This window comes from Paenibacillus sp. 37 (assembly GCF_008386395.1).
GTDB classification, from domain to species: domain Bacteria; phylum Bacillota; class Bacilli; order Paenibacillales; family Paenibacillaceae; genus Paenibacillus; species Paenibacillus amylolyticus_B.
Genome location: NZ_CP043761.1, coordinates 1,690,097 through 1,708,139, shown reverse-complemented (window position 1 = coordinate 1,708,139; position 18,043 = coordinate 1,690,097). Strand labels below are relative to the sequence as shown.

Annotated in this window: 18 protein-coding genes; 11 read left to right on the top strand and 7 right to left on the bottom strand. The window is 47.3% G+C overall.

Going from position 1 to position 18,043, the window contains the following annotated elements; all coding sequences use genetic code 11:
- The first annotated feature begins 8 nt into the window (after positions 1-8).
- The 7 genes from F0220_RS07605 to F0220_RS07575 all read left to right on the top strand — a co-directional run bounded on the left by F0220_RS07605 (position 9) and on the right by F0220_RS07575 (position 5,595).
- Positions 9-530, top strand: a complete 522-nt coding sequence (locus F0220_RS07605) for an ankyrin repeat domain-containing protein (RefSeq protein WP_149846427.1) — start codon at positions 9-11, stop codon at positions 528-530.
- A gap of 227 nt (positions 531-757) precedes the next feature.
- The gene (locus tag F0220_RS07600; RefSeq protein ID WP_149846426.1) at positions 758-1,273 is read left to right on the top strand and encodes a sigma-70 family RNA polymerase sigma factor; all 516 of its coding nucleotides are present in this window, start codon (positions 758-760) and stop codon (positions 1,271-1,273) included.
- The gene (locus tag F0220_RS07595; protein ID WP_149846425.1) at positions 1,270-2,586 is read left to right on the top strand and encodes a DUF4179 domain-containing protein; all 1,317 of its coding nucleotides are present in this window, start codon (positions 1,270-1,272) and stop codon (positions 2,584-2,586) included. Before F0220_RS07600 ends, F0220_RS07595 begins: the two co-directional genes overlap by 4 nt.
- A gap of 111 nt (positions 2,587-2,697) precedes the next feature.
- Positions 2,698-3,741 (top strand): S66 family peptidase, encoded by a 1,044-nt coding sequence (locus tag F0220_RS07590; protein WP_149846424.1) that lies wholly within the window; start codon positions 2,698-2,700, stop codon positions 3,739-3,741.
- A gap of 64 nt (positions 3,742-3,805) precedes the next feature.
- The gene (locus F0220_RS07585) at positions 3,806-4,111 is read left to right on the top strand and encodes a hypothetical protein (RefSeq protein ID WP_047842070.1); all 306 of its coding nucleotides are present in this window, start codon (positions 3,806-3,808) and stop codon (positions 4,109-4,111) included.
- 245 nt (positions 4,112-4,356) lie between these two features.
- A complete protein-coding gene (locus F0220_RS07580; protein WP_105598436.1) occupies positions 4,357-5,118 on the top strand; it encodes a threonine/serine exporter family protein in 762 nt (253 codons plus the stop codon).
- Between the two features lie 18 nt (positions 5,119-5,136).
- Positions 5,137-5,595: a threonine/serine exporter family protein gene (locus F0220_RS07575; RefSeq protein WP_047842069.1), complete on the top strand. Its 459-nt coding sequence runs from the start codon at positions 5,137-5,139 to the stop codon at positions 5,593-5,595.
- 102 nt (positions 5,596-5,697) lie between these two features.
- Here the strand turns inward: F0220_RS07575 and F0220_RS07570 are convergent, their stop codons facing one another.
- The 5 genes from F0220_RS07570 to F0220_RS07550 all read right to left on the bottom strand — a co-directional run bounded on the left by F0220_RS07570 (position 5,698) and on the right by F0220_RS07550 (position 10,143).
- Positions 5,698-6,249, bottom strand: a complete 552-nt coding sequence (locus tag F0220_RS07570) for a DUF2569 family protein (RefSeq protein ID WP_149846423.1) — start codon at positions 6,247-6,249, stop codon at positions 5,698-5,700.
- A gap of 275 nt (positions 6,250-6,524) precedes the next feature.
- Positions 6,525-6,992 (bottom strand): DinB family protein, encoded by a 468-nt coding sequence (locus F0220_RS07565; protein ID WP_223199881.1) that lies wholly within the window; start codon positions 6,990-6,992, stop codon positions 6,525-6,527.
- Positions 6,993-7,346: 354 nt separating this feature from the next.
- Entirely contained in the window at positions 7,347-8,288 is a 942-nt protein-coding gene (locus F0220_RS07560) for a YwqG family protein (RefSeq protein WP_149846422.1), read from the bottom strand.
- 149 nt (positions 8,289-8,437) lie between these two features.
- The gene (locus F0220_RS07555) at positions 8,438-9,727 is read right to left on the bottom strand and encodes an ammonium transporter (RefSeq protein WP_149846421.1); all 1,290 of its coding nucleotides are present in this window, start codon (positions 9,725-9,727) and stop codon (positions 8,438-8,440) included.
- Entirely contained in the window at positions 9,724-10,143 is a 420-nt protein-coding gene (locus F0220_RS07550) for a hypothetical protein (protein ID WP_149846420.1), read from the bottom strand. The genes F0220_RS07555 and F0220_RS07550 overlap by 4 nt, the downstream gene beginning before the upstream one ends.
- A gap of 285 nt (positions 10,144-10,428) precedes the next feature.
- Here F0220_RS07550 and F0220_RS07545 point away from each other — a divergent pair, with 285 nt between their 5' ends.
- The gene (locus tag F0220_RS07545) at positions 10,429-10,920 is read left to right on the top strand and encodes a DinB family protein (RefSeq protein ID WP_149846419.1); all 492 of its coding nucleotides are present in this window, start codon (positions 10,429-10,431) and stop codon (positions 10,918-10,920) included.
- A 113-nt stretch (positions 10,921-11,033) separates the two neighbouring features.
- On the opposite strand, the gene F0220_RS07540 is transcribed toward F0220_RS07545, so the two are convergent.
- The gene (locus F0220_RS07540; RefSeq protein ID WP_149846418.1) at positions 11,034-11,537 is read right to left on the bottom strand and encodes a GNAT family N-acetyltransferase; all 504 of its coding nucleotides are present in this window, start codon (positions 11,535-11,537) and stop codon (positions 11,034-11,036) included.
- Between the two features lie 189 nt (positions 11,538-11,726).
- Entirely contained in the window at positions 11,727-12,827 is a 1,101-nt protein-coding gene (locus F0220_RS07535; protein ID WP_223199880.1) for a M23 family metallopeptidase, read from the bottom strand.
- 221 nt (positions 12,828-13,048) lie between these two features.
- On the opposite strand from F0220_RS07535, the gene F0220_RS07530 reads away from it, so the two are divergent.
- The 3 genes from F0220_RS07530 (at position 13,049) to thrS (ending at position 18,038) form a co-directional block, all read left to right on the top strand.
- Positions 13,049-13,810, top strand: coding sequence for a response regulator transcription factor (locus F0220_RS07530; RefSeq protein ID WP_091015214.1), 762 nt, complete (start codon positions 13,049-13,051; stop codon positions 13,808-13,810).
- Entirely contained in the window at positions 13,807-15,567 is a 1,761-nt protein-coding gene (locus F0220_RS07525; protein ID WP_149846417.1) for a sensor histidine kinase, read from the top strand. The genes F0220_RS07530 and F0220_RS07525 overlap by 4 nt, the downstream gene beginning before the upstream one ends.
- 470 nt (positions 15,568-16,037) lie before the next feature.
- Positions 16,038-18,038: a threonine--tRNA ligase gene (gene thrS, locus F0220_RS07520; RefSeq protein ID WP_223199879.1), complete on the top strand. Its 2,001-nt coding sequence runs from the start codon at positions 16,038-16,040 to the stop codon at positions 18,036-18,038.
- Positions 18,039-18,043: the final 5 nt, after the last annotated feature.

Genomic DNA, 18,043 nt, shown 5'->3' with positions numbered 1-18,043 from the left:
ATTCCTTTATGAATCATGCAGAACAGATTAATCAACTATTTCAGGCTGCACAGGCTGGAGATGTGGCCAACCTGCAATTATTGCTCGCTTCTCACCCGGAACTCACCAATACTGAAAATCAGGATGGGTTAACTCCGCTGGGATATGCATCTCATTATGGACAAGCAGGAGCAGTTCGTCTTCTTCTGGAGCATGGAGCGGATGCTAACGCCCTTTCTCATTCCAAGATTTCCTTTATTCCGTCCAATACTGCACTACATGCCGCGCTTGCGGGAGAACGTTCGCCAGAAGTTATCCAACTTTTACTCGAACATGGGGCATCCACGAGTATTCTGGACAGCGATGGACAATATGCGTTGCACTCGGCAGCATTCCATACGGATCAGATCGAACTTATCGAGATGTTACTTCAGCATGGAGCTGATCCAAACGCGCTGAACTCAGCTGGCCAGACCGCACTGGATATTTCACTTGAACGTGGTAACACGTCTACAGCTTCATGCTTGCAAGCAGCCGTTGCAGCGCAGTAGCAACAATGATTAGATAACGTGAGCATTACCACGAACAACCGCCAGAACTCTTTTTGGAGTACAAAGAGAAGGTCTGACGGTTATTTGTGTTGTCCTCTACGTTCTCGGATACATACGTAGTTCAACTTCTATAGAAATCGCAATACATCATATTTTTTCAGAAAACAAGAACCTTTTGACGCCTTACACGGTCTAATACTCAACATATCCATGAAAGGAGGAGCCATGTGACCCCTACTCAGCTCACCATCGCCGCACAAAAAGGGGATGCCGAGGCTTTTGCAGCCCTAATGGAATTACATCAGAGCCAACTGTACCGTATCGCCTATGCCTACCTGCATGACGAAGGTGATGCGCTCGAAGCGATTCAGGAATCAACATTCAGGGCGTTCCATAAACTCAAAAAATTAAAAGAGCCCTCCTACTTTGGCACTTGGCTCATCCGCATTCTGCTCAACTACTGTGCAGACGAACGCAAACGCAAAAATCGGTTCAGTCCCGTCACCAAGATTCATGAATCCAGCAGTTGGGATCGTCCTGCGGACCCCGATCTTGACGCCGCCGTCTCCACCCTTGACCGAGATTGCAAACAGATTATTATTCTGAGTTATTTCGAAGGTTTCTCTTTAACTGAAGTTGCCGATATTCTCGACATCCCGATCGGAACCGTAAAATCCCGATTACATCGGGCACTCGGACAACTCCGGAATCAACTTGAAACGAAAGGAGATGCATCCTCATGACGGATGAACAACAATCATTTGACGCATTGGAAGAACGTCTGAATGCTCGCAAGACGGAGTACGAAACCATACCTGTGCCCGATGCCGCCTATCAGGCTGTGCAGTCCGGAATCCGCCAGGCTGCTCGTAAGCGAAAGTCCCGGTTGCGCTGGTATATGAGTTCCATCTCGGCAGCTGCCCTCATCCTGCTGTTTACGGGATGTATCCGTGTCTCTCCCGCTTTTGCGTCCTTCGTGGAGCAATTGCCTGGCATGGAAGGCATTGTTAGCATGATTCGCCAGGACAAAGGATTAATGATGGCGATTGATCAGTCCCTCTTGCAGAAGGTCGGCGTCACCGACGAACATGATGGTGCTTCCGTGACCGTTGAAGGTATTATCACAGACGAGTCACGCATGGTTATTTTTTACACGATGAAAGGCATGAAAGATCCCGAGAAATTCAACTATGATATCGATTTGCTTGATGAGAACGGTAAAAATCTGCCTGTTGCGTTTAGTTATTTTTCACCTAAACCGGCTTCAGAAAGTGGTGTTTATGAGGATAAAATCGATGTCTCATTCACCGAATCTTTACCGCCACAAGAGCTAACCATTATATTTAAAGAACGAGGTAAGAAAACGAATAATAAGTGGAAAATCACCTTCCCAGTGGATCACAGCTTAACGAAAGACATGAAAAAAATCATCCCCGTAAACCAAACTATGACCGTGGACGGGCAGCATATTCATGTGAAACAGGCCGTTCTGTATCCCACTCGTCTTGTACTTGATATCGAATATGATCGGAACAACACCAAAAAAATCTTTGGCATTCGTGATCTGCACTTGGTAGATGAGCAAGGCCGAGCATGGAGAACCGATTCATCTTCCATCGGAGGCTCTGGAAATTCCGTCTTTTTCGAAAGCATGTACTTTTCCACTCCGAAAAAACTGACTTTGCAAGGATCTGGCCTTTCAGCAGTGGATAAGGAGGAACTGGTTATCAGTATCGATCCCTCTTCAGGTGAAATACAAGGCGGCCCATCGAGTTTGAAATTGCTGCAAAGCACGGTCCAGGGCAAAAATCTGATCCTCGAGTTTTCAATTGCAGATGCTCAAAATGCTACATCAGGGCTATCATTTACCAATATTGAGGACAGTAAAGGAAACCCCTTCGACATTAATGAAGTAAGCTGGAGCCCTTCCGTCTTTGAAGCAAGAGTTGTCATTAAAAATGGAGCCGCAGCCAAAGGAGATCTGACAATGGAAATATTCTCTTACCCTGATCAAATTCGTGCACCGTTCTCTATTGAAATTCCTGTGACTCCCTAAAGAAAATGTAACAGCCATAATTGCAAGCCACACGACGTATTCATGCACTATAATGAAAATATTAAACAACTACATTAAATTGATATGTTTACAGGAAAGGGTGTTTCCGCAATGAATAATCGTTCCATCCGTTATCCGCAACCACTCGCGCAAGGGGACATGATCGGTGTAGCAGCACCCTCCAGCGGTGTAGGCGAATCCCTGCACCATTACCTTGAGGAGAGCAAACGCAACATGGTGCGCCTTGGTTTTGGCGTGATGGAAAGCCCGTCGCTCCGCCACAATACCAAATGTGTGAGTGCCTCCAAAGAAGAACGCGCCGAAGAGATGAATGAATTTTTCCGCAATCCAACTATTCAAGCCATTATCCCTCCATGGGGCGGGGAGTTTCTCATGGATATCCTGCCACTGCTGGATTGGGAAGCTTTGAGAACATTGCCGCCCAAATGGGTCATGGGATATTCGGATATCAGCACGTTCCTGTTCGCATACACCCTGATCACCGGAACAGCATCAGCACATGGCACCAATTATGTTGATCTAAGATCAAACGCCCTCGATCCCGTGACTGCGCGCTGGATTGATGTGTTACAGACCAAATACGGCGGACAGATCACACAATCGTCTTCCACACATTATCAATCGGCATGGAAACCGGAATCTCCTGGATTTAACCTGGATACACCTTCGCGCTGGAAACAGCTCGACCACTCGGAAGATGCAGACACAGATGTGGTGTTCTCCGGTCGGCTGATCGGTGGCTGTATGGATACGATCACTAGTCTGATTGGTACGCCGTATGCACCCGTCCAATCGTATCTGGATCAGTACTGTGCAGACGAAGGAACGATCTGGTATCTGGAAAGCTGTGAGATGAATGCGGGGGATATCTACCGTCATCTGTGGCAGATGAAACAGGCTGGCTGGTTTGCAGGTGTGAAAGGTTTCATGTTTGGCCGACCTGCGGGTTATTCCGATACAGCCGATTTCAATTTTACTGATGCCCTATCCTCTGCACTTGGGGATCTGGATGTCCCTGTACTGTACGATGTGGATCTCGGCCATGTTCCGCCCCAGCTCACCTTTGTGAATGGAGCATTGGGCAAAGTCGCTTATGAAAATGGATGTGGGAGCCTTGAGACGGCGTTTGTGTAATCACCTTTTATAGGCAGATGCATACCTTGAAGTAAGAACTTATTTTGAGGAAGGGTTGTGCATCATGTCTGAATCCACATCCACGCCATCCACACGTGTCGTGTATCAAGCCAATCAACCGATGCTTCAATCCGTGCAAAGTGTGCGGAATATGCTTCATCATACAGCCCGGCAGCATGTAGGCAAGAAGGTACAAGTCCAGAATATCGATGGGCAAGTGTGGGAAGGTGTCATCATCAGTGCAGACCGGGGGATTTTGTATCTCCAGGTTACCCCGATGCATGGATACCCTGAACCGCGCGCCTTGTTTGGACCCACGATTTTGCCGCTTGTGCTGTATGAATTGTTGGTTATCACCCTGTTGATGTAGGGGTATTGTTCCTGTTGATCCTTTTATATCCGAACCTGTTCCACGAAGCTTCGCTCCTGAGATCTTCAAATCTTGGGAACGAAGCTTTTTTATGGTCTTGGCGATGGTGCGGTATGATTCTTTGCGAGCGTGTGAAATATGATACAATGGTGTCGCACCACCCCATATCACTTATGAAACGGAGCTTGATCCGGTTGGAATACATACGTCATGATTCATCACCCGTATCACAAGTCGAGACGGGTATGATTGGCAGCAACCCTACTGAACAATCCCGCGTGATTGCCATCTGTCTACTCGCAGGCAAAATCATGCTGCAAAGCGGTGGTGAAACCTACCGTGTGGAAGATACGATGAAACGTATGGCCGCTGCGCTCGGTTTACCCCATTCACACAGTTACGTTGTGCCTACAGGCATCTTCTTCTCTGTTGATGCAACCGAACCCGCCAAGCTGATTCGTATCTCCGAGCGTACAACGGATCTGGACAAGGTATCCGAGGTGAATGCGGTCTCCCGCCGCATCGGACAAGGTGAGCTATCCGCGCAGGAAGCCCATGAACTGTTGGTGCAGATCGAAGGTAAGCCCTCCTCCTATTCAACGGCTGTGCAGCTTACGGCCGCAGCGTTATCCAGTGGTTGTTTTACCATTATGTTTGGCGGGGGCTGGAGCGACTTTCTTCCGGCGCTAATCTGCGGGGGTATAGGTTATGCAGCCGTTATTGCCTTTCACCGGTTGGTGCGGGTCAAATTCTTTGCCGAGCTTACGGCATCCTTTGTCATTGGCATGCTCGCTTTTTTCCTCATCTACATGGGAGTAGGTCATGAACGGGACAAAATCATCATTGGTTCGGTTATGCCGCTGGTTCCGGGGCTACTGATTACCAATGCTGTACGCGACTTGATGGCTGGGCACCTCGTATCCGGATTATCCAAGGGAGCCGAGGCATTTCTCACTGCTTTTGCCATAGGTACCGGCATTGCAGTTGTATTTTCACTTTTTATGTAAGACGGAGGAATGCAGGATATGCTCCATTTTATTGAACAAGCTTTAACCAGTTTTGTCGCTTCAGCCGCGTTTGGAATCATCTTCAACGCACCACGGCGCATGCTGCTCCACGGTGGATTTGTCGGCATGATCGGCTGGATCATCTATATCGTACTTGAATATGCAGCGGATGCGGTACCTGCTACACTTGCAGCAACCATAGCCGTAGGTGTCATTAGCCAGGTATTCTCTCGCATGTTTCGCGCACCCGTTATCATCTTTAGCGTCGCAGGCATCATCCCTCTGGTTCCTGGTGGACTGGCGTATAATGCGATGCGAAGTTTTGTGCAAAATGACTACAGTGCCGCTATGGAGATGGCCGCCAAGGCACTCATGTTATCCGGCGCTATTGCCGTAGGCCTTGTGCTGTCCGAGGTATTAAACCAGATGATACGCCGAATTCCCGCCTCACTGCGGACAAAATCATCATCGAAATGATTATTCTTTTCATAAATTCAACACACGTAAGGCCCGTTGGCATACAGGATGAGCTCTTGTATTCCAGCGGGCCTTACGTATTACTATTCCAATCCAACCTTTTTACTTCACAAACGTATTCTTCACACGTACCGACCTCAGGAAATACGGAATGAAGATACTACACACCAGAATGGATCGTACGATCAGATGAAAAGCCGAAGTTGCATCAAGCACATGCTGTTCTCTTGGGATTTCATTTCGCGCAATCAGAATCCAGGTCACGATGCTTATGATCACATTCATCCCGTACATCACCATCATCATACGTGGAAACTGTCTCTTCCGTTTATATAAAAGAATGAGATTCACAATAACGATCATCAATAGAATGATACTGCTTATGAAGCCAAACCACAGAAGTGGACGAACCATCTCCGTGTAGATCTGAGGATCGACACCACGACCGACTTCCCATCTGGCAGGGTCCATGATGACATTCACCTGCGATACATCCGAGATGAGAAACACCAGGGCAAGCCAAAGACTGATCTGGATTAAAATAAGCCATCCACCTAATCCGGAGATACCAGGCCGTTCCGGTCTGACACCAGTTTTGGGTTGCAGTGCGTTTATATCCGTATCTGCATCCGAGTTACTGTATTGACCTTCCATTTCATCCTCCTTTTACACTAGATAAGACAACATATTATACATTAAAATCTGGATTCTGTGTATTTTAGAGGACGAACGGAACGTGTTATTCCCGTTTTCCCTACTACCTTGTGCTTACCTAACTATGCACGACTTCCTGTTTCCTGACTAACTACATTTACGTGTAATTTCGTTGGTCTATCCCCATGTTAACCCCTAATGTTCCCCGTAACATGTTTATATGTATTCTATCCGTTTCTATCATTACCTTATGTCTCGTAGAGAATAATACCTTTCTATTTAAAAAGAACTGATTCAGGTTCTTTACCCGTCAGGGTCAGCATCGTATACAATTGTCCCCTGTGATGATATACATGCCCCATAATCTCAAGTAACCACTCCAGCCGACTATAGGAGGCTCCCCAGTACGAATCCGTCACATGTAATAACTCTTCCGTGTTAAACTGCCTGTAACGTTGGTATAGATACATCTGGTTATCAATCAAAGCCTGCTTGATCTCACCGAGAGAATGCACCTGATTCTCTACATAGAATTGAGCCATCTCTTCCTCCGAGGCACCTTCGGAAATATAAACATCCGCTCGGCAGATCACAGACAGATGAGCTAGTAACTCTCCAACAGGCCGTTTACCTTCAATTGGAGTCAAAGCCAAGTCTTCTTCCGACAGCTGATCACATATATCAATTAACGATGTTACAGCCACGTCAATATGTTTGAACGCAGATTGAATCAACAGACACACTTCCTTTTTATCCCATTATACAGAACATATGATCGGTTATCGACCAACATATCCCTCCTTAATATATACCCCAAATTTATATAAATTGAACAAAACATTTACACAAAACGGAGAGGACAGAAAGGACCTGAAGAAGCGGAGCGTTCGCCTTTATCCCGAGATTTCCCCTTTATAAAAGGAATTAAAAAAATCTGGGGATAACAGCGATCAGAAGGTTGTTCTGTCATCGGAGTGTACAGTGTAAATATTCTTTAGTTCAATTTATATAACAATTTACGAACAAAAAAAGTCCTTCCTCCTTCATATAGACGGGATTCAGGACATTTTGTTGCCTATTTGTTTTCAAATCTTTGCTCAACTTGAGTATAACGAACAATACGTTTGCTCGAATCGTTCAGCCTCCAAGTCAGACTTGCGAATGAAAAATTGCAGTTCCCCGCAATCCCACCATTGGAAACCAATAGCATCATGTGTATCTATCTTCAGCAGCAGCAGCGTATCGGATAGTTCCTGCCATGTCCGATCCTCATCTCCGCCGTAATACTTGGTCAGCTTCTTCTCACACGCCTGCTCATTATAATCGTACTCTTCTCCCAGTGCGATCTGTAACAAGGCACGATGCTCGGCATCCGGATGCTGCCCGTCAGGATATCCAAACATCCCCCCCCAATTCAGCGTACTTGGATGATTCCAACTCGACTCGAATTCAAGATAACGGTCATACAAACTCACTTCCGCTTCGGCCTCATCGTTCTCGAGCCTCGGCGGCGATAGCTCATTCAGCGCGTTGGCGTCAATATATGCATATGTAGGAAACTCAAGATTAGGTAGCACGGTCACCGAATGTGCAACAAACGGTGCTCCATCCAGCGCAGTATCACCTTCTGACTCTCGCCTTATCAGGTTATGAGAACTCGGCTCAAAAATCACACGATGTTCAATGGGACTAGCAGATTCATCCGTGCCAACGAAAAAGTATAACATTCCGCGTTCAGGCAAAGTCCCGCGCCCATCATTCGGCGTATACGGCGACAGATCCACCAGGTTCAACTGGGCTAGGAAAGTCATCGGAACTCCTTCTTGTGTTACGGGCCACTCCATGCCACTCGGCAAATCCGGATGTCCACCTACACGTGAGTTTCCTGTCCTGCGATATTCGTCCAGTGTGGATACATCGAGGCGAATTCCCCAGCGGCTTGAGGACAACAGCAGATCGGCAGCAACTCCCAAACCATATTCCTCAAGTGTTTTACGGGCTTTTCTGGTCAGACGTTCACATTGTTCTGGCTTAATCATATAGATCCTCCCCTTTTGACAATACACCTATGCTGAGACATATTCAGGTTCACACCTGTATATTCTTCCGCCCAGTCGTCTTTCCCTGCTTCTAGCAAAAAAAGAGACTGACATTGCTTGTCAGTCTACTTCCTTATCCTATATTCCATTTAACGATTTGGATCAGAAGACTTTTCCTGGTAAGCACGCATATGCTCCTCACCGTCCAGGAATTCATGGGCCTGATGGGCTGCCATCACACCATGATAGCTGATATCCAGACCCAGATCTTCCTCTTCTTCTGTCGAACGTACAGGCACAATTTTGCTAATCAACTTTAACCCGATCCAGGTCATGGCGAATCCCCAGATGACCAGTGCTGTAAGGCCAAGTGCCTGAACCCCCAGCAACCTCCAGCCGCCACCCATGAATAATCCACCATCCGTGGCAAACAGACCTACAGCAATCGTGCCCCACATTCCTGATACGGCATGCACCGGGAAAGCACCAACTGGATCATCAATCTGCCGACGGTCCAGCCAGTTGGTGGCTGCCATCATCAATAAGCCGGAGACTGCCCCAATGAATATCGCTGCTACATCGCCAACAAAAGCACAGCCTGCTGTAATTCCGACCAGTCCTGCAAGCGAACCGTTAATGACCGAGGGTGCATCAGAACGATTGAAGCGGAATAACGTGTACAGCAACGTAGCTGCACCACCTGAGGCCGCGGATAACATCGTAACAATCGCAATGTGACCAATTCTTACATCCGTGGCGCTGAGTGTACTACCCGCATTGAAGCCAAACCAGCCGAACCATAACAAAAATGCACCCACAGATGCCAGTGGCAGATTGCTCGGAAGTGCAATAGCACTTACGCCAAGTGGTGTGTACTTCCCTTTACGCGGACCAATGATAATCGCAGCCGCCAGTGCCGAGAATCCGCCGAGCGCATGGATGACAGCCGAACCGGCAAAGTCCTGCATCCCCAGCTGACTAAGCCAGCCGCCGCCCCATGCCCAGTGTCCACCAATTGGATAGATGATCGCCGTCATCAATATGATATACAACAGGTAGGCACGGAAGTTGATCCGCTCGGCTACGGCTCCTGAAACGATGGAAATAACAGCAATGGTAAAGGCCGCCTGGAACAACCAGAATGTCTCCAGAGATACCGGCACGTCCAGATGAGACAAATCCCCATTCAGGAAAAATCCCGTTACTCCCGCAAAACCACCTACGTCCGAACCATACATCAGTCCAAAACCGATCGCATAGAACAGTAACGTCCCAATCGTAATGTCAGCAAAAACCTTCATAATAATGTTCACACTATTTTTATAACGCACAAAGCCAGCCTCGAGCAGGGCGAATCCACCCTCCATCAATAAAATCATCGCTGCACTCAGTACGACCCAGACCGTATCAATCCCGGTGCTTAACGTCTCCAAAGTCATGTTTGTACATCCTCCGTTTCACTAAGCTGTCTGAGCTCACGGATTGTATCGGGCGCAAGCTCAATCTCGTCCCGCTCAATGCTGTCCGGATGTTTAATTCGTTCTGCGATCTGATCCAATTCACGTATACGTCTGCGAATCTGTTCCATCTTGCGAAAACGTTCCTTCACCTGAACCATATATTCCACCGCCTGATGATGGGTTGCAGGGCGTCCCGCAAACCACTTGCGTACGGTCGACAACGATTGATAAGCAACCTCTTCCGCTCGACGCTTCTGTTCGAACTGTTCGATCTTCTGCTTGAGCGTTTGGATCTCATTTTCTTTTTTGACCTTCAGCCGTTCGATAAGGTACAATAAATCGGACGATGATATTTGCAATGCTGTGTGGTGATAAACCTCGTCGATTACTAACATATCATGTCAGGACTCCTTACATATCAAGTTACTTGTACCGATTATAGTTTCCCGGGGTCTGCCCGTCAATCTTTTTTTGGACTTGGTATGGATTGAAATGAACCGTTCAGAGAGAACGGCTTTTTTTATTGGGTACATAATACATCTAACAAGGCTAATCTCGCCTGGATTCGCATTCACTTTTTCCATCCCCTATGCTTATAGAATAAGCATCCACATTTGGGGTAATGAACATACACAGACTACCCGCATTATAGAACCCGTATATAAGGAGAGGATTGCACAATGTTTACTCGTAATGACGATATACGCAACCAAATCTGGGAAGCTGTCTCGGGACTCGAAGAAGAACAATTGAACCGAAAACCTTCACCCGAACAGTGGAGTATTATGCAAGTACTACGTCATCTGAACCTGATGGAGAATGTAATTGGAAAACAAGCTCGCCTTGCACTAGAGAAGGAACAGACGGTGGCTGTGGACAAAAAACCATATGAATTATCGGTGGACCGCAGCCGCTCCGTCGAAGCACCACCTCATCTTCAGCCTCCAGCTGCGCCTGAAGCACTCGCAGACGTACGCAATGATCTGGACGAATCTCATAAAGTGTTAAATAACTTTGCATTGGATCATGATCCTGACCTGCTGCGCAGCAAGTCCTTTCCTCATCCCGTATTTGGTGAGATGGATCTAACCCAATGGATTGACTTTACAAGTTATCATGAGGAGCGTCATCTGGGACAGATTCAAGAGATCAAACAGCAGCTTGGCGTGTAAGCACAACCTACACTTTCACATAGCGAAGAATATAGTTGAACGACAAAAAACCTCCAATCCTATTAATAAGGTTGGAGGTTTTCAATGTTCTTTTCTACGAATAAGAACGACACTTATATTTTTTTTCCCAAAATCGCCAGATCTCTATTCATACCATCCAACACGGCCACTTCGGGATAATATCCCCACTGTTCAAAACCATGCTTGCGCAATAATCCCAGACTCGGTTCATTATGCCCAAAGACAAATCCAAGAATGGTCGTAATGCCCAGTGCAGGACACGCCGCAAATACGGTTTCGAGCAGACGTCCACCGGCCCCAATTCCGCGACATTGCTGATCCACGTATACACTAACTTCCACCGTTCCATTATACGCAGGTCGTCCATAGAACGAGCTGAGACTTGCCCAAGCTACCACATTCCCTGCCTGCTTCATCACCCAAAGCGGACGATGATCCGGTGAATGCTCTTCGAACCACGGAACACGTTTCTCCACTGTCACCGGTTCCAAATCCGCTGTTGCCATACGGCCCTCAATGGTAGAATTATAAATTTCCACAATCCTTGGCAAGTCCTCCAGGCGCGCATATTCAATCTGCACATCTTCCAGTTTCATCGCTATTCCTCCATCATTTCAGATCGTTCTATTATCATAGAGGATATTATAACGGAGAAGAGAAGTTTTCGTCATCCCTAACATGCTGACAAAGGGAATCAATAAAATCTGGGGATAACAGCGATCGGAAGATGGTTCTGTCCGCGTAGTAGTTAAGTGTAAATTCAATGCTTTAACTTATATATAGAATTACTCTGGAAGTCCCTGAACTGTGTTGCCACGAGTGAACTGCTGACTCTGGTCTGCCCAGCGAATGTTCATCGAGCGAGATGTGAACAGATCCGGGCCATCCGATACTTGGAAATGCAGATGAGCTTCACTGGAGTTACCCGAATTGCCCAGCTCACCGATGAGGTCCCCCTGCTTGAGTTTATCTCCTTTTTTGACCGAAACACTGCCTTTCTTGATATGTGCTGTGATGCTGTATTCACCTTTGCCATGGTCAATTATTACATAGTTACCCGCCGGCTCTTCCGGATTCATCTCACCGGGTACATTGTCCGGAATATCGTTCTTGATTTCAACGACGGTTCCATCCGCAGCAGCATAGAGTGGTTCACCAAAAGCATGGTAGCTTGCGTTTACCTTGGCATCCCCGTTATAACTGAAACCTTCTTTTGACCGAATGATATCCAACGCATAGCGCTGTGTTTCATGCTCATAATGATAGTTCGACATCACATCGTTGCCTCCCCAGAACACATACCATTCACCCTTTAAAGGGAAATGGAATTCGGTTTTGGTGAACTTTTGATCTGTATCCTCATGCGTTTCTAGCGGCTGGATCAACAGACCATCAATCTGATTGGCCTCGGTAAAATAGGCTCGAATCCCTTTTGTCCCTGTTTGATCCTTCCAGGCGAACTCGGTCAGATTGTTCATCTCAGCTGCGAATACTTGATCCAGGGAAGTTACTCCCTCCAGGAACTCGTCAGCAGACGTTTTAAGCTTTTCAAGTGTGATCGCTTCCTTCATTTGAGGACTCAACTGACGGTAAATATCTTCAATGGAACCCTTCATCAGGGTATCAACAAAATTGTCGGGTGTAACCATTGCAGTACCTTCTGAAGTGGAATTCTGTTCCTGATTGGATTTCTCGCTTGCTTCATTATTGGACGCCTGTTCGGCCGACTGCTGCTCCGCCTGGTCAGAAGTAATGGAATTGCTGTTGCCACAAGCAGACAATATCACGCAAGCTCCAAGGGTAATTGCAAGCACCTTCCAGCCTTTTCTATTCTGTAATTTCGAATGTGTATGTTGCTCTGATTTCAGATGACCTTCCCTCTTCATTTTCAACATCCTTTCTGCTAATTCATTATACTTTCCAGTTAAGTGTACAGAATGAGTCTTATCCTTCGTCTAACCCCATCTTACATGTAGTTAAACTTGTAACGCCTTTTGAGGTTGTATAATTAAGATTCCGTTAAGATAGCTCATACGCTATACAGCCTTCTTGGATGGTATGATTAGCAATACACACAACAGAAGGATCAGGAGGTCATTTTTAAACTATGGATAACGTCTCATTACTGCTTGTGGATGATGAACAGGCGATTCTGCATATGCTCAAAACCGTTCTGCTCAAAGAGCAGTTTCTCGATATTGATACCGTTACAACAGGTGAAGCTGCCATTGAGGCATGCAACAACAAGACGTATCATTGCATCGTGCTCGACATCATGCTTCCTGGCAAAAGCGGACTGGAAATCTGTCCTTTTCTACGACAGGTCACCGATGCGCCCATCCTGTTTCTGACGGCCAAAACAACCGATTATGACAAATTAACCGGATTCGCCGTTGGTGGTGACGATTATGTTGCCAAACCCTTTAATCCGCTGGAAGTCGTTGCTCGAATTAAATCATTACTGAAGCGTTATTTACCATCTAAAACCGCAGCGATCTCGGATCACGTCCCATCTAACGTAAATACGTCATCTCCCAGCACATCGGAAGGCGTGTACGACTTTGGACGATTTCAGGTACTGGAGTGGGCTGGTGAGCTTCGGGTTGAAGGAGAGTCCGTATCCTGTCCGGCACTTGTGTTTCAACTACTGCTCTTTTTCTGCAAACATCCCAATCGAATCTTCACCAAATCAGATCTATATGAACGGGTCTGGGGCTCTGAAGCCATTAGTGATGACAATACCGTGATGGTTCATATTCACCGCATTCGGGAGCGCATTGAAGCCGATCCTTCCAATCCTGTGTTTCTCGTCAACGTCCGGGGTCTGGGTTACAAACTGATTCAGCCGGAACATGTGTCACGCCCATGAGTATTCGTCGCAGGTTAATGACCCGGTTTATCGGGATGCTTGCCGGTGCAGTCGTTCTTATCATCCTGCTTGGGTCTGTAGCCACTTACTGGGTCGTTCAAAGGGTAAATGAAGTGAACTTGGTGGATGATTTTGCACTTAACGGTCTGGATCAATTGATTAATACAGCAGAAATTCTGCCAGATAATACGATCCGATATGACCCCGAATTGCTGAAACAAGTGGATAAAAATAACGGCTGGCTCCAGGTTCTGGATGAACAAGGTTACGCCATTGATGAATATCACACACCCGCTGATGTCCCCACTCACTATAAACCAGGGGAATTGATTGCATACTGGGAAAGCCAGAAGCCGTTCCCTTATCAGATTGTGATGCTGATCCGGGAGAAAAATGGGAAGGAATTCACCTTGTTATATGGCGAGATTAACCCAGCTAAGTCCTTAATGAATAACATTCGTTCAGACCTTGCTTTCACCAACGGAAAACTTGATCTTCAGCCCGATCAACAGGAGGCCCTTCGTGCCGCCAATGCTTATCTTCAAGTATTGGACGCGTCAGGAAGCGAACTCTCCTCCTATAACAAACCGGCCATGGGCGTACCTAGCGAATACACCATTCAGGAACTCGTTCTGCAAGTTCGCTATCCGAGTCGATCAGGTATGTCTGTTGCAACGTGGTACGACGAACAGAATGAAACTACCTGGCTGATTAGCATACCTAGTAATCCATTGGCGACCGGAAATCAAAACCCCTACAATTTTATCTTGGAACCGGCATTGGTCATATTGATCGTATCCATCATCATTCTGCTCATTTTGCTTGCCTTCTGGTATGCCAACCGCTTCGGCTCACCCATGCTGCATATGCTCCAATGGTTACAACGTCTGGAGAGAGGGCATTACGAGGAACCTACCGGAGCCTTCGGAATCCCTCGCAGTCAGCGTCGTAACGGAAAGTGGAAGCGAAAATACAACGTGTATGCTGAAGTCCTTCGCTCCATGCAGGCCCTGTCTCACACTTTGAAGCAAGATGAAGAACTTCGGAAACAGAACGATTCTCTGCGGGAGGAGTGGATTGCGGGCATAACACATGATCTGAAGACACCCCTCTCCTCCATTCAGGGATACGCTCATATGCTTGAGGCGGATAAGTATAGCTGGACCGCGGAGGAAGTCAGGGAATTTGCAGGCATCATGCTCGATAAATCCATGTATATGGACAGGCTTGTCAACGACCTTGCCATGACCTATCGATTACGCAGTGGAGGATATCAACCTGTAGTGGAAGAGACTGACGTAAATACGTTGCTCCGTGATCTGATCCAGCGCGCAGAACGGAATCCGGCATATGGAGAAGGTCGCATCCTATTCCAACCTTCCGAAGTGCCTGTGTATGGACTTGTCCATATTCCGTCGTTTGAACGAATTGTGGATAATCTGACCGCCAATGCCCTTCTTCATAATCCACCCGAGTCCATCCTCGTTGTCAGTGTGCATTCTGGTGAACATGCAGATGCATTCAGCATTCAGTTTGCCGATAATGGACGAGGCATGGACCCCGAGACGGTATGGAAGTTATTTGAACGATACTATCGCGGTACAGATACAGGTACATCGGACGTTGGATCAGGGCTGGGTATGGCCGTAACCAAAGGGTTGATTGAAGCGATGAAAGGGCATATTGAGGTACAGTCCACCCCTGGTGAAGGAACGATCATTCGCTTAATATGGGATGGGCCGTCCGAAACGAATTAAAATGTTCCGCTTGACCTTTCCATTTTCAGTCTATATAATCGACACTCAATAACACCTGTTCCAATATATTGATATTGAATACAACACATTTCAGGATCATCTGATGAGTTGATCTAACATATTTGGCGATGACCAGAGACAAGATTTCGTTTGCGTGCTGCCCAGAGAGAGAGGGGATTGGTGAAACCTTCTTCAGTGAACGGACCGGAATTACCCCTCTGCAGCCGTGACCTCGAACCTCAGCATTTCGGACCTCCTCGGATGTTCGGCTTGTTGCCAGTAGAGTTCACCGCCTGATCCCCGATAACGGATTCCAATGAGGGTTATGATGTTTCCTGTTCACGGCGGCTGGCCGAGAGCAGAGTGCACTATAACCAAATTAGGGTGGAACCACGAGCCAAGCGCACTCGTCCCTTTTCCGGGACGGGTGTTTTTTGCGCTTTCATTTGATGAAATGGAGAGTGGTACACATGAGCAAACAAGAAAACAGTAACTCCGCAAGCAACAAATCAGGTAACGAAGTAAACAACCACGCAAATGATCTTCAACCATCCAGTCATTCCATTAAGGTCCGTCTGCAAGGTGACGCGGTACGTTCTTACGAAGCAGGCATCACTGTAGGTGCGGTTGCCTCATCTATCAGCACAAGCCTGGGAAAACAGGCGATTGGCGGTATTGTAGACGGTCAGAATGTCGATCTCGATGGGGTGCTCAAGCAAGATTGCGAACTCGTTATCGTTACTTTGGACAGCGTGGAAGGTCTGTATCGTTATCGTCACAGCGCAGCACATGTGCTCGCACAGGCACTCAAACGCATCTACGGTGCAGATCAAGTGAAACTGGGTATCGGCCCAGTCATTGAAGATGGATTCTATTACGATGTTGATCTGGAGCATGCCTTGTCCATCAGTGATCTGGCTGCCATTGAACGGGAAATGAACAAAATTATTCAGGAAAATGAAAAGATCAGTCGACGGGTCGTTAGCCGGGAAGAAGCCCTCCGTATCTTCGGAGAAATCCAGGACCCTTACAAGCTTGAACTCATTCAGGATTTGCCAGAGGATGCCGAACTTTCAATCTATGATCAAGGAGAGTTCTTCGATCTGTGTCGCGGTCCCCATCTTCCATCCACTGGCCGGATCAAAGCGTTCAAGCTGCTGAATGTGGCCGGTGCGTACTGGCGCGGCAACTCGGATAATAAGATGCTGCAACGCATCTACGGCACTGCTTTCCCGAACAAAGCCCAGCTGGATGAATATCTGCACATGCTCGAAGAAGCAAAAAAACGGGATCATCGTAAACTCGGCAAAGAGCTTGAACTGTTCATGTTCTCCGAAGAAGCGCCCGGCATGCCCTTCTATCTGCCTAAAGGCATGACTGTTCGCACTGAACTGGAGCAATTCTCCCGTGAGTTGCAATTACAAGAAGGTTATCAGGAAGTTCGGACTCCTCTCATGATGAACAACAGGCTGTGGGAGCAATCTGGCCACTGGGAGCATTACAAGGACAACATGTATTTCTCCGAAGTGGACGATGCCACTTTTGCACTTAAACCGATGAACTGTCCTGGCCACATGCTGATCTTCAAAAATACACTCCATTCCTATCGCGAATTACCGATTCGCATGATGGAATTTGGTCAGGTTCACCGTCATGAATTCTCAGGTGCCCTGAACGGCATGATGCGTGTGCGGACATTCTGTCAGGATGATGCCCATCTCTACGTCATGCCAGAGCAGATCGAGGACGAGATCAATCAAGCGATCTCACTGATTGGACGTATGTACGATATCTTTGGATTCGAATATAAGATTGAATTGTCCACTCGCCCGGAAGATTCCATGGGATCGGAAGAGCTGTGGGATCAGGCGGAACGCGCATTGCAAAATGTACTGGATCGTCGTGGCGTGGAATATCGCATTAACGTAGGGGACGGTGCCTTTTATGGACCGAAAATTGACTTTCATATCCTCGATGCGCTCAAACGCAGCTGGCAATGCGGAACAATCCAGCTTGATTTTCAGATGCCGGAGAAGTTCGACCTCACTTATATTGGCGAGGATAGCCTGAAACACCGTCCGGTCGTAATCCACCGTGCCATCTATGGTTCCATCGATCGTTTCATCGGCATCCTGACTGAGCACTATGCAGGAGCGTTCCCACTCTGGCTTGCCCCCGTGCAAGTGAAGCTCCTACCTGTGTCGGATCATTACGCAGACTATGCGCTCCAAGTACAGAGCCAACTCCGTGCGGCGGGCATTCGGGTAGAAACAGATCTGCGTAGCGAGAAGCTCGGGTACAAAATCCGTGAAGCCCAGATGGAAAAAGTGCCTTATTCGCTCGTGCTTGGTGAGAATGAGAAAAATGCCTCATCCGCCTCAGTCCGTGCATACGGTCAGGGAGATCAAGGCATTCAACGTATTGAAGCTGTTATTGAAATGATCCAACAAGCGGTGAAGGCAAAAGTCTGAACCAC

What these genes read in the sequence shown, in the direction of transcription:
- F0220_RS07605 (WP_149846427.1), top strand. Translation starts at nt 9, where the DNA reads ATGAATCATGCAGAACAGATTAATCAACTATTTCAGGCTGCACAGGCT.
- F0220_RS07595 (WP_149846425.1), top strand. Translation starts at nt 1,270, where the DNA reads ATGACGGATGAACAACAATCATTTGACGCATTGGAAGAACGTCTGAAT.
- F0220_RS07590 (WP_149846424.1), top strand. Translation starts at nt 2,698, where the DNA reads ATGAATAATCGTTCCATCCGTTATCCGCAACCACTCGCGCAAGGGGAC.
- F0220_RS07585 (WP_047842070.1), top strand. Translation starts at nt 3,806, where the DNA reads ATGTCTGAATCCACATCCACGCCATCCACACGTGTCGTGTATCAAGCC.
- F0220_RS07580 (WP_105598436.1), top strand. Translation starts at nt 4,357, where the DNA reads ATGATTGGCAGCAACCCTACTGAACAATCCCGCGTGATTGCCATCTGT.
- F0220_RS07575 (WP_047842069.1), top strand. Translation starts at nt 5,137, where the DNA reads ATGCTCCATTTTATTGAACAAGCTTTAACCAGTTTTGTCGCTTCAGCC.
- F0220_RS07570 (WP_149846423.1), bottom strand. Translation starts at nt 6,249, where the DNA reads ATGGAAGGTCAATACAGTAACTCGGATGCAGATACGGATATAAACGCA.
- F0220_RS07560 (WP_149846422.1), bottom strand. Translation starts at nt 8,288, where the DNA reads ATGATTAAGCCAGAACAATGTGAACGTCTGACCAGAAAAGCCCGTAAA.
- F0220_RS07555 (WP_149846421.1), bottom strand. Translation starts at nt 9,727, where the DNA reads ATGACTTTGGAGACGTTAAGCACCGGGATTGATACGGTCTGGGTCGTA.
- F0220_RS07550 (WP_149846420.1), bottom strand. Translation starts at nt 10,143, where the DNA reads ATGTTAGTAATCGACGAGGTTTATCACCACACAGCATTGCAAATATCA.
- F0220_RS07545 (WP_149846419.1), top strand. Translation starts at nt 10,429, where the DNA reads ATGTTTACTCGTAATGACGATATACGCAACCAAATCTGGGAAGCTGTC.
- F0220_RS07540 (WP_149846418.1), bottom strand. Translation starts at nt 11,537, where the DNA reads ATGAAACTGGAAGATGTGCAGATTGAATATGCGCGCCTGGAGGACTTG.
- F0220_RS07535 (WP_223199880.1), bottom strand. Translation starts at nt 12,827, where the DNA reads ATGAAGAGGGAAGGTCATCTGAAATCAGAGCAACATACACATTCGAAA.
- F0220_RS07530 (WP_091015214.1), top strand. Translation starts at nt 13,049, where the DNA reads ATGGATAACGTCTCATTACTGCTTGTGGATGATGAACAGGCGATTCTG.
- F0220_RS07525 (WP_149846417.1), top strand. Translation starts at nt 13,807, where the DNA reads ATGAGTATTCGTCGCAGGTTAATGACCCGGTTTATCGGGATGCTTGCC.
- thrS (WP_223199879.1), top strand. Translation starts at nt 16,038, where the DNA reads ATGAGCAAACAAGAAAACAGTAACTCCGCAAGCAACAAATCAGGTAAC.